This window comes from Soonwooa buanensis (genome assembly GCF_900167905.1).
GTDB lineage: Bacteria > Bacteroidota > Bacteroidia > Flavobacteriales > Weeksellaceae > Soonwooa > Soonwooa buanensis.
Window position 1 is genome coordinate 85,990 of the sequence record NZ_FUYZ01000002.1, and the last position, 15,158, is coordinate 101,147.

The 15,158-nt window shown below is 35.0% G+C and carries 14 protein-coding genes; 12 read left to right on the forward strand and 2 right to left on the reverse strand.

What is annotated here, in order from left to right:
• Window positions 1-6 precede the first annotated feature (6 nt).
• From B5X62_RS03615 to B5X62_RS03630, 4 genes are all read left to right on the forward strand, one after another.
• Entirely contained in the window at window positions 7-849 is an 843-nt protein-coding gene (locus tag B5X62_RS03615; protein WP_079666033.1) for an alpha/beta hydrolase family protein, read from the forward strand.
• A 7-nt stretch (window positions 850-856) separates the two neighbouring features.
• Window positions 857-1,501 (forward strand): HD domain-containing protein, encoded by a 645-nt coding sequence (locus B5X62_RS03620; RefSeq protein WP_079666034.1) that lies wholly within the window; start codon window positions 857-859, stop codon window positions 1,499-1,501.
• Between the two features lie 34 nt (window positions 1,502-1,535).
• On the forward strand, window positions 1,536-2,129 hold the full coding sequence (locus tag B5X62_RS03625; protein ID WP_079666035.1) for a hypothetical protein: 594 nt from the start codon (window positions 1,536-1,538) through the stop codon (window positions 2,127-2,129).
• Window positions 2,130-2,213: 84 nt separating this feature from the next.
• Window positions 2,214-3,503: an aldehyde dehydrogenase family protein gene (locus B5X62_RS03630; RefSeq protein ID WP_079666036.1), complete on the forward strand. Its 1,290-nt coding sequence runs from the start codon at window positions 2,214-2,216 to the stop codon at window positions 3,501-3,503.
• A 69-nt stretch (window positions 3,504-3,572) separates the two neighbouring features.
• On the opposite strand, the gene cysS is transcribed toward B5X62_RS03630, so the two are convergent.
• Complete coding sequence (gene cysS / locus B5X62_RS03635; protein WP_079666037.1) at window positions 3,573-5,033, reverse strand: cysteine--tRNA ligase; 1,461 nt, start codon at window positions 5,031-5,033, stop codon at window positions 3,573-3,575.
• A gap of 130 nt (window positions 5,034-5,163) precedes the next feature.
• Window positions 5,164-5,829: a GTP cyclohydrolase I FolE gene (folE, locus tag B5X62_RS03640; RefSeq protein ID WP_079666038.1), complete on the reverse strand. Its 666-nt coding sequence runs from the start codon at window positions 5,827-5,829 to the stop codon at window positions 5,164-5,166.
• Window positions 5,830-6,063: 234 nt separating this feature from the next.
• Here folE and B5X62_RS03645 point away from each other — a divergent pair, with 234 nt between their 5' ends.
• The 8 genes from B5X62_RS03645 to B5X62_RS03680 all read left to right on the forward strand — a co-directional run bounded on the left by B5X62_RS03645 (window position 6,064) and on the right by B5X62_RS03680 (window position 15,010).
• The gene (locus B5X62_RS03645; protein WP_002976354.1) at window positions 6,064-6,303 is read left to right on the forward strand and encodes an acyl carrier protein; all 240 of its coding nucleotides are present in this window, start codon (window positions 6,064-6,066) and stop codon (window positions 6,301-6,303) included.
• A 39-nt stretch (window positions 6,304-6,342) separates the two neighbouring features.
• On the forward strand, window positions 6,343-7,590 hold the full coding sequence (gene fabF / locus B5X62_RS03650) for a beta-ketoacyl-ACP synthase II (protein ID WP_079666039.1): 1,248 nt from the start codon (window positions 6,343-6,345) through the stop codon (window positions 7,588-7,590).
• Between the two features lie 6 nt (window positions 7,591-7,596).
• On the forward strand, window positions 7,597-8,364 hold the full coding sequence (gene rnc / locus B5X62_RS03655; protein WP_079666040.1) for a ribonuclease III: 768 nt from the start codon (window positions 7,597-7,599) through the stop codon (window positions 8,362-8,364).
• Entirely contained in the window at window positions 8,339-8,809 is a 471-nt protein-coding gene (locus B5X62_RS03660; RefSeq protein ID WP_079666041.1) for an IPExxxVDY family protein, read from the forward strand. The genes rnc and B5X62_RS03660 overlap by 26 nt, the downstream gene beginning before the upstream one ends.
• Window positions 8,802-10,247 carry a pyruvate kinase gene (gene pyk, locus B5X62_RS03665; RefSeq protein WP_079666042.1) on the forward strand — a complete coding sequence of 482 codons (1,446 nt, stop codon included), beginning with the start codon at window positions 8,802-8,804 and terminating at the stop codon, window positions 10,245-10,247. The genes B5X62_RS03660 and pyk overlap by 8 nt, the downstream gene beginning before the upstream one ends.
• Before the next feature lie 94 nt (window positions 10,248-10,341).
• Entirely contained in the window at window positions 10,342-11,115 is a 774-nt protein-coding gene (locus tag B5X62_RS03670; RefSeq protein ID WP_079666043.1) for a carboxypeptidase-like regulatory domain-containing protein, read from the forward strand.
• A gap of 92 nt (window positions 11,116-11,207) precedes the next feature.
• Window positions 11,208-13,865, forward strand: a complete 2,658-nt coding sequence (locus tag B5X62_RS03675) for a 4-alpha-glucanotransferase (protein ID WP_185116710.1) — start codon at window positions 11,208-11,210, stop codon at window positions 13,863-13,865.
• Between the two features lie 125 nt (window positions 13,866-13,990).
• Window positions 13,991-15,010, forward strand: coding sequence for a hypothetical protein (locus B5X62_RS03680; RefSeq protein WP_079666045.1), 1,020 nt, complete (start codon window positions 13,991-13,993; stop codon window positions 15,008-15,010).
• The last annotated feature ends 148 nt before the right edge of the window (window positions 15,011-15,158 follow it).

Genomic DNA, 15,158 nt, shown 5'->3' on the forward strand with positions numbered 1-15,158 from the left:
AGTCCGATGCAGGAATTATCAATAAAAGCTGAGGATGGATATCTGTTAGCCGCAACCTTGTTTGTGCCCGAAATTGATATGAAAAAAGTTTTGATTATTAATTCGGCGACAGGTGTTAAGCAACAAATGTATTTTGGATTCGCTCAGTTTTTAGCGCAGAACGGAATAACGGTTATCACTTATGATTACCGCGGAATAGGTTTGTCCAAGCCTAAAAAGATGAAAGGTTTTTCTGCAACAATGCGAGATTGGGGCAACCTCGATTACAAAGCAGTGACAGAATATGTTATTAAACATTATTCTGATTCTTCTAAATTTATCCTTGGTCACAGTGTCGGTGCGCTAATTCTTGGGATGAATCAAAATTCTGATGTTTTCGAAAAATTGTTTTTTGTAGCAACGCAAAATGCCTATGTTGGTCATCTCAATTTTAAAACCAAAGTTTCGGCTTATTTGGGTTTTGGGATTATGCAACCTTTGTCAACTAAATTGTTCGGTTATTTCCCTGCACATCGCTTTGGATTGGGCGAAAGTCTTCCTGCTGGCGTTGGTTATGATTGGCGAAATTTAATTTTAAAACAAAAGTCAACCGATTATTTATTAGAGAATTCTAAAGTTGATATTTCTAAAAATATTTCTAAAAAAGTTTTTGTTCTTTATGCCGAAGATGATGCTTGGTTAACCAAAAATGGTGTCGAATCGCTATTAAAAAGTACCTATCCAAAACTAGAGCCCGAATATCATTTAATAAAAGTTAAAGATTCGGAAGTAGGTAATATTGGACATGTCAACTTTTTTAGAAGTTATAATCAAAAGCTGTGGAATATTATTTTAAACCAAATTAATTAAAGAGAAAATGAGTCAAATTATTGATGAAACCATAGATTTTGTAAAAGAAAAACTACAAGGCGCGGAAGCTGGACACGATTGGTACCACATTGAACGCGTTTGGAAATTGTCAAAAAAAATCGCAGCTAAAGAATCTTGTGATATTGAGATCGTCGAGTTAGGTGCTTTACTACACGATATTGCTGATCCCAAATTCCATAACGGAGACGAAACTGTAGCGCCAAAAGTAGCAACCGAATTTTTACAATCTTTGAATTTCCCTAGCGACCGCATCGAAAAAGTTGTTTTTATCATCAATAATATTTCATTTAAAAATAGAAATGAAGCGCCAGAAGATCTTCCAATCGAGCTAAAAATTGTACAAGATGCTGATCGTATCGATGCAATTGGAGCGATTGGTATTGCGAGAACTTTCAATTTTGGAGGTTTTAAAAACAATTTAATGTACGATGCTAATATTCCGCCACAAGTTGGAATGTCAAAAGAAGAATACAAAAAATCGAATGGGACGACCATTAATCATTTTTATGAAAAATTGTTGTTGCTAAAAGATTTGTTGAATACCGATTCTGCAAAGGAAATTGCTGAGGAGCGTCACCAGTTTATGTTAAGCTTTTTGGATCAATTTTATAAAGAATGGAATGTCGACTAAGCTCTAGTTTCAAAAGCTTTCTTATCTTTGCAACATGTATTTAATAATATTTCTGATTTTCTTGTTGTTATGCGCTGCCTTAGTTTTGTCTTTGTACAAAAAAGGTCGATTTGCGGTTGTAGCAAAGATTTTTAGATTTGTTATTGTTGTTGGGAGTATCGCTTATTTTGCATATTGGTTTGTCGAAAAAAGTCTAAGCCAATTTCTAGAAAATTCGATGGCGGTACAAGTTATCAACCATCTTCCGCAGCCGTTGGATTTTTATGTTATTCGTGTTTCGGATAAAGATGGAAGCGACGAAAAGTATCTTTCTAAACATATTGGGAGAATTCGACCAGATTTTTATCGCATAGAATATCTTAATATGCAAAAGTCAAATGAGTTTTGGATCGTAGGTTATCTTAACAAATCTAGACTAGCTTATTTTTCGCAACATGCTGTTACAGAAGGCAATCGCGACCAGATTGTAGAAGTACGCAACTATATTAATCAAAGTCAGAAATTGTCAAGTATTGCTTCGGATCAAGTTGGTATTTTGAAGTATGACAATATGAAAATCAGTATTTGGGTAACCCTAGATTTATTGCTGATTTTTCTTAATTCAGTTTTGCTTTTTAGGCGAAAATAAAACTGATTCTGTCTATTACAAACAAATTTAAATTTTATTAAAATCAAACTTTCTAGCACAGATTTTGTGCGGAAATTTTATACTATGAATATACAAGCAAAATTAGAATTAGGTAACAAAGCCTTTCTCAATTGGAGAAAAATAAGTTTTGAAGAACGTCAAAAATTGTTTTCAAAAATGGCTGAATTGATGAGGTCGGATGTTGACAAGTATGCGGTTACCATTACTAAAGAAATGCACAAGCCGATTACCCAATCGATTGCCGAAATCAATAAAACTGCGGGTATGCTCGACTATTACGCAAATTGCGAGAATGTTTTGGCACCTGAAAATATCGAAACCGAATTTAATGTTTCTGAAGTTCATCATGCGCCGCTTGGGATTATTTTGGGCGTAATGCCTTGGAATTTTCCTTTCTGGCAAGTATTGAGATTTGCGGTTCCAGCAATTTTGGCAGGAAATGTTGTTGTGTTAAAACATGCTTCAATCTGTTTCGGAACGGGGCGACTTATCGAGGAATTGTTTGTACAAGCTGGTTTTCCAGAAGCGGTATTTCAAAATTTTGAAGTTGGACATAAAGAGATTCAAGAGATTTTAGAAAGTCCTTATGTACAAGGTGTAAGCTTGACAGGCAGCGGAAAAGCGGGTGGCGAAGTGGCGTCGATTGCCGGTAAAAATATTAAAAGATCGGTTTTAGAATTGGGTGGTAGCGATGCTTATATTGTTTTAGACGATGCCGAAATTCTAAAAGCAGCCAAAGAAGCACCTCGTGGAAAACTCCAAAATACAGGTCAAGTTTGTAATGCTGCAAAACGTTTCTTAGTTCAAAAATCTGTGGAAAATGAGTTTATTCCTGCTTTCGTGGAGGAGTATAAAACTTATGTTCCTGGCGATCCAATGGATAAAAATACGCGTATTTCCAAAATGGCTAGAAAAGATTTAGCGGACGAATTGTTGGCGCAATATGATAAAGCTATTGCAAATGGAGCCGAAATTGTCTTGCCTTTAGAAAGACTTTCTGACCAAGAATTAAAACCTGGAATCATCAAAGTAAAAGCTGGGAATCCAATTCTTCAAGAGGAATTATTTGGTCCTTTAGCAATGTTGATGGTTGGTGAAACGGATGAAGAATTATTGGCATTGGCAAATGATATTCCGTTCGGTTTAGGAAATGCAATTTGGACGAAAGATAAAAAACGTGCGCAATTCTTTATTGATAATTTAGATTCTGGTACAGTTTCTATAAATAAATCAACAAGTTCTGATGCTAGATTGCCGTTTGGAGGCGCAAAACAATCTGGTTATGGTGTAGAGCTTTCGACAGTTGCGCTTAGAGAATTTACTATTACAAAAACCATTGTCGGGAATATTTAATTTTTTCTGAATTAAATATTCTTAAATAATATTAAAATAAATTCGGCGCCCTTTGGGCGCCGAATTTATTTATAAAAGTTGGTAACTTGTACCGTCTCTGCTATCTTTTAGCTCAATACCTTGCTCCAAAAGTTGATCTCGAATTTGATCTGACAAATCAAAATTCTTTGCTTTTCTCGCTTGATTTCTTAGATCAATAAGAACTTTTAAAGCTTGATCAAGTTTTTCACTATTGTTTTCTTCAACATTTTGTAAGCCCAAAACTTCGAAGACAATATCATGAACGAATTGCTTTAATGTATCTAAATCCGCTTGGCTAATTGTTTCTTTTTTATCTTTAATAGCGAATATCGTTTTAACAATTTCAAAAAGGTTAGCAATAACAATCGGACTGTTAAAGTCGTCTAATAAAGCATCTACAACTTTAGTTTTCAGTTCTTCAACATTAATACTCGACGTTGTTGTAGCTTCCAGATTATCCAAAGATTTTACGGCTTCCATCAATCTGTTAAAACCTTTTTCACTAGCCAACATCGCCTCGTTAGAAATGTCCAAAACGCTTCTGTAATGCGCTTGCATAAAGCAAAATCTCAACACACTTGGATGGAAAGCTTTCTCAAAGAAATTGTTATTTCCTGTAATCAATTCCATTGGAAGAATATAGTTGCCCGTGGATTTTGACATACGTTGACCATTCATCGTTAGCATATTGGCGTGCATCCAATATCTCACAGGTTCTTCGCCATTACAAGCTTTTCCTTGTGCAATTTCACATTCGTGATGCGGAAATTTAAGATCCATTCCGCCGCCGTGGATGTCAAATTGATTACCAAGGTATTTTGTGCTCATTGCTGTACATTCGAGATGCCAACCTGGGAAACCTTCTCCCCAAGGCGAAATCCACTTCATAATATGTTGTGGCGATGCGTTTTTCCAAAGTGCAAAATCTTGCGGATTTTTCTTTTCGTGTTGTCCGTCTAGATCACGCGTATTGGCGAAAAGCTCTTCGATATTACGACGAGACAATTCGCCGTAGTTAAGACCACGTTTGTTATATTCCAAAACATCAAAATAAACTGAACCATTGCTTTCGTAAGCAAAACCTTTATCGATAAGGGTTTTGGTTAATTCAATTTGTTCAACAATATGTCCAGTTGCTGTCGGCTCAATCGTTGGAGGCAAAAGATTGAATTTTTTAAGAACATCATGAAAATCAACAGTATATTTTTGTACGATTTCCATTGGTTCTAATTTTTCCAAACGCGATTGTTTGATGAATCGGTCGTTGTTAATGTCGCCATCGTCCGTCAAATGTCCAGCATCTGTAATGTTGCGAACATAACGAACTTTGTAACCCAAAAACATCAAGCTTCGGTAGATGAAATCAAAGGACAAAAATGTTCGGACATTACCCAAGTGTACATTGCTGTAGACGGTTGGTCCGCAGACATACATCCCAACATTTCCAGGTAAAATCGGTTCGAAAATTTCCTTTTCTCCAGTTAAGGAGTTATATATTTTAAGTTGCATTGTTTAGTTTTAAAAGATTTTAAATTCAAAAATTAGTAGTTGTTTTTACATGAAATTTCATCAACAACATATAATTGTCGTGATAAAAATTTTATTTAATACTTTTTTGAATTTTATCATTTTTTTATTTTTAATCTAGTTTTGCATGACTTCCTACATAATGTAAGAACTCTTGACGTGTGATTGGATTAGTACGGAATATTCCACTTAATTCTGCTGTAATTGTTGAACTCGCTGTGTCTTTAATGCCTCGACAATTAACGCAAAGATGTTTGGCATCGATGATACAAGCGACATCTTTAGTACCTAAAGCGACCTTCAAAGCCTCAACGATTTGCATGGTTAGTCGTTCTTGGACTTGTGGTCTTTTGGCGTAATAATCTACAATTCTATTAATTTTAGAAAGACCAATCACTTCACCATTGGAGATGTATGCGACGTGCGCGCGACCAATAATCGGTAAGAAATGATGTTCGCAAAAAGAATAAACTGTAATGTCTTTTTCAACAAGCATTTGACGATACTTGTACTTATTAGAAAAAGTCGAAATACCAGGTTTGTTCTCCGGAAGAAGGCCTCCGAAAATTTCGTTAACATACATTTTGGCAACGCGCTTTGGAGAATCTTTAAGAGAATCGTCCGTCATATCAAGTCCCAAAGTCTGCATTATTTCACCAAAAAGTCCTTGGATTTTTTCAATTTTTTCGTCTGGACTTAATGCAAAAGCATCTTCTCGAAGTGGTGTATGTTCTTTACCTGTGAAAAGGTCATCGTCATTGTCAAAATGTTCCGTCATTTCTAAAAACTAATTATAATAAGCAAAATTAGGAAAAATTATACTTTTTGTGACTAAAAGCATCGGCTTATTAAAATTTTATTGTAGCTTTAATATTATAAAAGACTTCAAATATTAAACTAACTGATAATCTTTCCGTTGTGTTTTTATGGAAAGGGAATCATAAAATTTAATTATTTTGAATTGAAATTTTATATATTTGCACCAAATTAACATTAATTAAAATTAAATACTATGTCAGACATTGCATCAAGAGTAAAAGCTATCATCGCTGATAAGCTTGACGTTGAAGAAACAGAAGTGACTCCAGAGGCTAGCTTCACTAACGATTTAGGAGCAGATTCTTTGGATACTGTAGAATTGATTATGGAATTCGAAAAAGAATTTAACATTCAGATTCCAGACGATCAAGCAGAAAAAATTACTACTGTAGGTCACGCTATCGCTTACATCGAGGAAGTAGTTAACAAATAATATTTTCTAACGAATTAATTAGAAATTATAAAAAATTATATGGAATTAAAAAGAGTAGTTGTTACAGGTTTTGGTGCCATTACACCGATAGGAAATAATGCGAAAGAATATTGGGACAGTCTTGTAAAAGGTGAGAGCGGAGCCGCTCCCATTACTCTTTTTGATTCCACTAATTTTAAAACGAAGTTCGCTTGCGAAGTCAAAAACTTCAATCCTTTGGATCATTTTGACAAAAAAGAAGCGAAAAAAATGGACAGAAATTCACAATTCGGTCAAGTTGCAGCGCGCGAAGCGATTGCACATAGCCGTATAATTGAAGATTCTGTTGATAAAAATAGAGTAGGTGTTATCTGGGGTTCGGGTATTGGCGGACTAGAAACTTTTGAAACAGAAGTTGTTGGTTGGGCTAATTCTCAAAACATTCCTAGATTCAACCCTTTCTTTATCCCTAAAATGATTGCTGATATTACACCTGGTAATATTTCTATCGAATTTGGATTCCATGGTCCTAATTATACAACTGTTTCGGCTTGTGCTTCGTCTGCTAATGCACTTATCGATGCAAGAATGCTTATCCAATTGGGTAAAGCTGATGTTATCGTTTGTGGTGGATCAGAAGCTGCAGTTACAGCAAGTGGTATGGGAGGATTTAACGCTTTGATGGCGCTTTCTACAAGAAATGATGATCCTAAAACAGCTTCTAGACCTTTTGACAAAGACAGAGATGGTTTTGTATTAGGTGAAGGTGCAGGTTGTATCATTCTTGAAGAATATGAACACGCTGTTAAAAGAGGTGCAACGATTTATGCAGAGTTAGCTGGAGGTGGACTTAGTGCAGATGCACACCACATGACAGCTCCACATCCTGAAGGATTGGGCGCTTATCTTGTAATGAAAAATTGTTTGGAAGATGCAGGGCTTACTGCTGACGATGTAGACCATATCAACATGCATGGTACATCTACGCCGTTAGGAGATATTGCAGAATCTAGTGCGATTGCAAAATTACTAGGCGAGCATGCTTATGATATTAATCTTAACTCTACTAAGTCGATGACAGGTCACCTTTTAGGTGCAGCTGGTGTTATCGAAGCTATTGCGGCTATTGGTACTATTATCCATGGGGTTATACCTCCGACGATTAATCACTTTACAGATGATGAAAAGATCGATGCGAGATTAGATTTTACTTTTAACGAAGCAGTTCATAAAGAAGTGAATGTTGCTATGAGCAATACATTCGGATTCGGTGGACATAACGCTTGTGTACTTTTCAAAAAAATCTAAATTATTATGGAGTTGAAGAATTTACTTTCTAAATTCCTAATAAAAAGAAAAACCAACGGACTTTCTCAAAGAGATTCTAAATTTCAAAAAGAGATATCTGACCTTGTCGGCTATCAGGTTAACAATCTTGAAGTCTTTCGAGAGGCTTTTTCATTAAAAGTTTCTGGAAAAAATTCTGAGAAAAAAAACTACGAAAGATTAGAGTTTTTGGGCGATTCTGTATTGGGTTCGATTATTTCTTGTTACTTATTTCAAAGGTATCCAGAGGCTAATGAAGGTTTTCTAACACAAATGAAATCCAAAATCGTTAACCGCAAAAACCTTAATAAACTCGGTGACGAACTTGGTCTACCAAAACTAATTTTTGCTGATAATAGTGTCACACTGAGTGAGAATATTGCAGGAAATCTTTTAGAAGCTTTTGTTGGCGCATTATTTTTGGATGTCGACTACGAAGCTTGTAAAAAAATTGTTCTTGAAAAACTACTTCCACCAGAAGAAATCAATAAGCTCGAAAACAAAATTATCAGTTACAAAGGTCTTCTGCTAGAGTGGAGCCAAAAGAAAAAACTTTCTATTAAGTACGAAACTTGTGAAGAACATCTAGTTGGCAAGCAGATTGCATTCCGTTGTAATGTTTGGCTAGAGGACGAAAAAATTGCTAATGCTTCGGAGACTTCAAAGAAGAAGGCCGAAGAAAAAGCAGCGCAACGTGCGTTCTACATGTTAAATAAAAAAGAACAAATTATTGAAAAGCAAAAAACTATTTCTTGATTTTGAAGAAGAAGAATGCATCGATGTTGGATTGGTGCGTATTGCTAGTAATTTGCCTCATTTCGAAGTTTTTTTTCACTTAAATAATTCTAATACTTTTAACCTAAAGAGAAGTGAAGATATCGTTTTCGAGGGTGTGTATAACGATTATTTTTTTGAGTGTTATGAAGCTTATGACAAGTCAAACAAAAACTGTTGGAAGTTAATCTCTAACAAGTCTATCTCAACAATATTTAAAAAAGAACAAAGTCAGCTTTTTCAAGATGAAGAAGATGTAAAATTTTTATTAAATGATCATCATGACGTTGATTATATTGTCAAATCGTCGGATTCATTTGCGGATTTTTCAGTAATTTTGCTGCCGGAAAAGTTGTTCTTTCCAATACAAGAGTTCGAGTTGTCTGCAGATACAGAGCTCTATCAAATAATTCAATATTATGAATAAAAATTTAAAAAAGACAAAAATCATCGCAACCCTTGGCCCAGCGTCTTCTGACAAAGAAACGATGATCCAAATGGTAAAAGCGGGTGTTGATGTTTTCAGAATAAATTTCTCACATGCCGATTACGATCTTGTAAAACGTAATGTCGACATTATCCGCGAAATCAATCAAGAATATGGTTACTCGGTAGCTATTCTTGGAGATTTGCAAGGTCCAAAACTTCGTGTTGGTGTTGTTAAAGAAGGGGCGTTCCTTAATCCTGGAGATGTTTTAACTTTTACTAATGAAAAAGTTGAAGGCGATTCTACAAAAGTCTACATGACTTACGAGAAATTTCCACAGGATGTAAAAGTTGGAGAAAGAATCCTTATTGACGATGGTAAGTTGGTTTTAGAAGTTATCGAAACTAACGAAAAAGATACTGTTAAAGCAAAAACTATCCAAGGTGGACCTCTGAGTTCTAAAAAAGGAGTAAATCTTCCAAACACAAATGTTTCGCTTCCTGCTTTAACAGAGAAAGATATTCAGGATGCTAACTTTATGTTGGATTTAGAATTTGACTGGATTGCATTGTCTTTCGTTCGTCATGCTCAAGATATTAAAGATTTAAAAATTTTAATAGAAAATCATCCAACCAACAATATTAAGACACCAATTATTGCCAAGATTGAAAAGCCAGAAGGTGTTAAAAATATTGAAGAAATCCTTGTTGAGTGTGATGGATTGATGGTTGCTCGTGGAGATCTAGGTGTAGAAGTTCCGATGGAGCAAGTGCCAGTTATTCAGAAAAACTTAGTGCATAAAGCAAGATTGTATTCGAAACCTGTTATCATTGCGACGCAAATGATGGAGACGATGATTACAAGCCTTACACCTACAAGAGCAGAAGTTAACGACGTTGCTAACTCTGTTATGGATGGCGCGGATGCTGTGATGTTATCAGGAGAAACTTCTGTTGGTAAATATCCAGTGGATGTTATCAAAAACATGACTAAAATTGTTAAAACAACCGAAACAACACATCTTTACGCAAAACAAAATGTTCCTTTGGAGGAAAAAATCAATTGTGTTGATGATCGTTTCGTAACAGATATGGTTTGTCGTTCGGCGGTTGATATCGTTAGAAATGCTGGCGCAGAAGCGATTATTACGTTGACATCTTCAGGTTATACGGCGTTCCAAATTTCAGCACATAGACCAGATGCTCATATCATCGTTTTTAGCTCAAATAGACGCGTTATCACGATGCTGAATTTGCTTTGGGGCGTTCGTGCTTTCTATTATGATATGCAAAAATCTACGGATGAGACGGTAATTCAGGTTAATATGCTGGCGCATAATTATGGTTTTGTAGAGCAAGGTGATTTTGTCATCAATCTCAATGCGATGCCGGTGCATTATGGTGGAAAAACCAATACGTTAAGACTAACAACAATATAATGAAAGCCCCAATTTTGGGGCTTTTTTCTTAAAATATCCTAAAGCACGTTAATCCGCGTTAAAGTTATTTTTGGTAACGCTCAAAGCTTTACTTTTGAAAAAAAACTATTTGAGACTACTTTTATTTTTTCTAGTCATTTTTTCGAATTTAATATTTGGACAAAATCAAATTTCTGGTATTGTTCAGACCGAAAATGGACTTCGGATTCCTAATGCGATGCTCGTGAATGTCGCAACTGGTGCTAAGTCTTATTCCAACAACATTGGAGAATTCTACATTGGTGCGAAGGTCGGTGAGACGATTCGTGTTCTAAAAGACAATTACGATCGTCAAACTATAACAGCTAGTCTTAATGGTAATTTCGTTGTAACCTTGGTGAAATCTGCTGAAGAAATTGAGGAAGTGACAGTGTCAAACATCAAAGTGACTGGCAATATTGATGATGCTTCTAGGTTAAAAACAGATGACAGCGCCGAGCGATTGCGTAGAGAAGTTGGCACACCAAAAGCACCGGAAAAACCTCGAGAAAAAGCGCCAGAAATGACTAAAAATGTATTGTTGCCAATGCTTTTCGGGACATTAAATGTTGATGGTTTGTATAAAATTGTATCTGGAAAGTCACGTCAAATGAAAAGCCTTTATCGTTATGAAGATTCTCAAGATGACCTTAAATGGATTCGTACGAGAATCGACGATTCTTATTTTAAAAGTGCTGAAATTCCTGATGATCAGATTAATTCTTTTTTAAATTTTATCATGGTGGATCCAGATGTTCGACGCTATGTAAAAGCTCGAAATGAAGGCGGTCTTATTGTTACAATGGAAAAACATATCCCTGAATTTCTTAAACGTATTAAAAAAGATTAATCTCAGCATTTTCATCTTTTATAAAATGCTTAATTTCATTAAATTGCAATCGATAAAAGTCTTCAATTTACTTTAATCAAATAACATTTTTGATGAAACTTTATTTTAAAATTAATTACGTAACCAAACTTGGTGAGCGTCTCGTTTTACAAGTTTTAATGGATAACCAAACTTGGAAATCCTACGATTTATATTGCGAAAATACTTTTATTTGGCAAGGAGAAGTCGATTACTTTTCGAAAGAGATTTGCTACAAATATCAAGTGTTAGATAAGGATAATCAGCTTTTACAAGAAGAGATTATTCCGCATCGTTTGTTTCTTGGACATAGTTTTAAAGAATATCAAATTATTGATACTTGGAATAGTAAAAACTTCCCCGAGAACTATCTTAACAACAAGATTTTTAGAAATACAAAACACAATTTCGTTCCAGAAAAGCTTAATGTTCGTAAAAAACATACGCATCTTTTCCGTATCGAAGCGCCGCTTTACAAACCAAATTGGAAGATTTTAATTTTTGGAGAAATTCCAGAACTTGGCGCTTGGCAGTATGATAAAGCGGTTGCTTTAAATGAAGTCGATTTTGGAATTTGGGAAGTTGCAGTAGAATTAAATGTAAATCATGATTTTGCTTACAAATACGGTATTTACGATGATGAAACTAAGAAAGTAATCTTCATAGAATCTGGCGATAATAGAATAACTTCTGCCAATAACAATGACGAAATTTTGCAAGTTAATTCGGACCATTATTTTGTGTTTGATGATGCTAGACTTTGGCATGCGGCGGGCGTTGCTGTTCCTGTCTTTTCTTTGAGATCGGATGATGCTTTTGGCGTTGGTGAGTTTTTGGATTTAAAACTTTTGGCAGATTGGTCAAAAGATACAGATTTGTCAATTATCCAGATTTTGCCAATTAACGATACAACTGCAAATTACACTTGGACGGACAGTTATCCGTATGCTGCAATTTCGGTGTATGCTTTACATTCGCAGTATTTGCGCGTTGATGCTTTGGATTTTCCGATTGCAAAAGCAGATTTGGAAGCGTTTAATAATTTAAAATCAAAACTTAACCAAGAAAAATTTGTTGACTACGAAGTGATGATGTCCGAAAAATGGAATGTCATCAAGAAAGTTTTCAATGAGAATGCGTCAATTATATTTAAGGATAAATCTTTTAAATCATTTTTAAAAGAGAATAAAGATTGGTTGTTGCCATACGCTGCCTTTTGTGTTTTGAGAGATAAATACAAAACGCCTAATTTCAACAATTGGAAAACGCACAAACGTTATGTTGCTGGTAAGATTGCAACGATGTTTGATGCAAAACATAAAGATTATTCGGCAGTGATGATGCATGCTTGGGTGCAATATCAATTGCATTTGCAGTTAACGGAAGCGATAGATTATGCTCATAGTTTGGGGATTTCTCTTAAAGGAGATTTGCCGATTGGTATTTATCGATATAGCGTTGAAGCTTGGGCGGAACCAGAATTATTCGGGATGGATTTCCAAGCGGGCGCACCGCCAGATCAGTTTTCTGATTTGGGACAAAACTGGGAATTCCCGACCTATAATTGGGAGGTGATGAAAGCCGACGGTTACAACTGGTGGAAGAAGCGTTTTGCGGTTTTAGAACGTTATTTTGATGCAATGCGAATTGATCATATTCTTGGATTTTTCAGAATTTGGAGAATGCCGATTGATGCGACGCAAGGTGTTTTGGGTTATTTTTATCCTGCAATTCCGGTTACTAAAGAAGAGTTACATGCTAATCATATCGATTTTAATGAAGATCGTTTTTGCAAGCCATTTATTAACGATTCTATTATTCATCATACTTTTGGAGAAGAAGCAGACGTTGTTAAATCTCATTTTTTTGAATTAAATTCTAACGGACTTTACAAATTTAAACCAGAATTTGATACGCAACGAAAACTTAGTGACAGTTTCAAAAAACAATCTTGGGATTGGAAGGAAGAAAAATTGTTGGCTTTAGCTGCTAATGTTTTGTTTATAATTGAAACTACTGAAGATGGCGAGAACGTTTATCATCCAAGATTTAACATGGAAAAAACCTTGTCTTTTGCTAACCTTCCAGAATGGGAACGCGTAAAATTAGCAGAGATTTATAACGATTATTTCTTTGTTCGACAAGACGATTTGTGGTACGAAAAAGCCATGGAAAAACTTCCCGCTTTATTGACTTCTACCAAGATGTTGATTTGTGGTGAAGATCTTGGTTTGGTGCCAGATTCTGTGCCAGTAGTTATGGATCAATTGGCGATAACGGCGCTTAAAGTCCAGAGGATGCCTTCGGAAAATATTCCTTTTTATGATCCGAAAAATGCAAGTTATATGAATGTGGTTACGGCTTCGTCGCACGATAGTTCGACTTTGCGACAATGGTGGCACGAAGATCGAGAAATGACGCAACAATATTTTAATCAACAATTGAAGCAATACGGCACGGCGCCTTGGGATTTGTTACCAGATTTTTCGGAGATGATTATGAAACAACATTTGTACACAGATGCGATGTTGGCGATTTTCCCGATTCAAGAATTTTTGGCGACAGATCAACGATTAATGAACGAAAATATGGACGACGAACGAATCAACGTTCCTGCTATTTTTCCACATTATTGGCGTTACAGAATGCATCTGAAGTTAGAAGATTTAAAAACCGAAACAGCATTTAATCAAAAAATATCTGATTGGGTTAAAGATTCGGGTAGAAAATAAGTCTTTGATTTTCAATGCTAAAAATTATAAAAAAAGTTAAAAGTGCGAAATGCTTTTAACTTTTTTTGTTATTAAGTATCATAGAATTAAACAAGAGTATTTGTTTTGCTAAAAACCAATTCGTTATGAAAAAAATGATTCTTGCAATGTCACTTGTTATAAGTAGCTTTGCGTTTTCACAATATTATCAAGATACGTATCCTGACTATTATGGGTACGAATATTATGATAACCAATATAATTATCCAGACGATTATTATTACAATTATCCTACGGATTATTATCCTGAAGATTATTATCAAAATTATTACAACGACTACAGAAATAGTATTGTAAATATTAACTGGAATAGATTCTTTAGAACTTATAGATTGTCGCCAATGCAAGTGCAAGCGATTATCAATCTTAATAACAGATTCCCGTCATTTATGGCTTGGAACTCTTATTACGGAATGAATCCTGATCGTTGGTATTATGATAGATTCTACGAGTTAGAAAGAATTTTGGGACCACAAGTTTTTGTTGTTTATCAGCAAAATTATTATCGTGGTGTAAGTCCAATCGTGTACTTCCAAAACTATAGAACGTCTTATTATGTAGTTAATTATCATATTCGACCTAAATACAGAAATGTAGATGTAATAAGATATCGAGTAGATCGTTCTAACCTTAATGATAGTTGGAAGTCAACACGTAATGTTGCGATGATTGATACTAATGCTAACAGTATTAGATCAAATTCTGGTACTAGAAATCAAAATATGTTGGCAGATAATGCTAACAATAACGGAATTAGAAATTCATCAAGTATTAGAAACCAAGCTGCGGTATCTGACAACAATGGTGGAACCAGAACTTCATCAGGAACTAGAAATCAGTCGATGATCGAAACTAATAATTCTGGTGTTAGAAATAATGTAAGAAATCAAACTTCATCTTCTGACAATTATCAAACAGGAGGTGTTAGAAATAATCCAGTTAGAAGTTCGGAGCCGGTTCGTTCTTCTAGTATGGAAGTAAGAAGTAATAATATGAGAAGTTCATCATCCAGTGGAGCGACAAGAAGCTCGGGGACGAGAGAATCTCAAAGAGATAATGCGGGTGGAATGAGAAGTTCTAATAACGGAGCTTCTAGAGGAAGGTAAGTTTTTTTAGTGTTTGTGTTATTTTGGAAATGGAGGAGGTTTTTTAAGCTTTCTCCATTTTATTTTAATTATGAATGTTTAAAATTTAACAAAATTTAATATTTTTTGATTTAACTTTAAATAATTTGCTGCATCCAATAGATGTAAT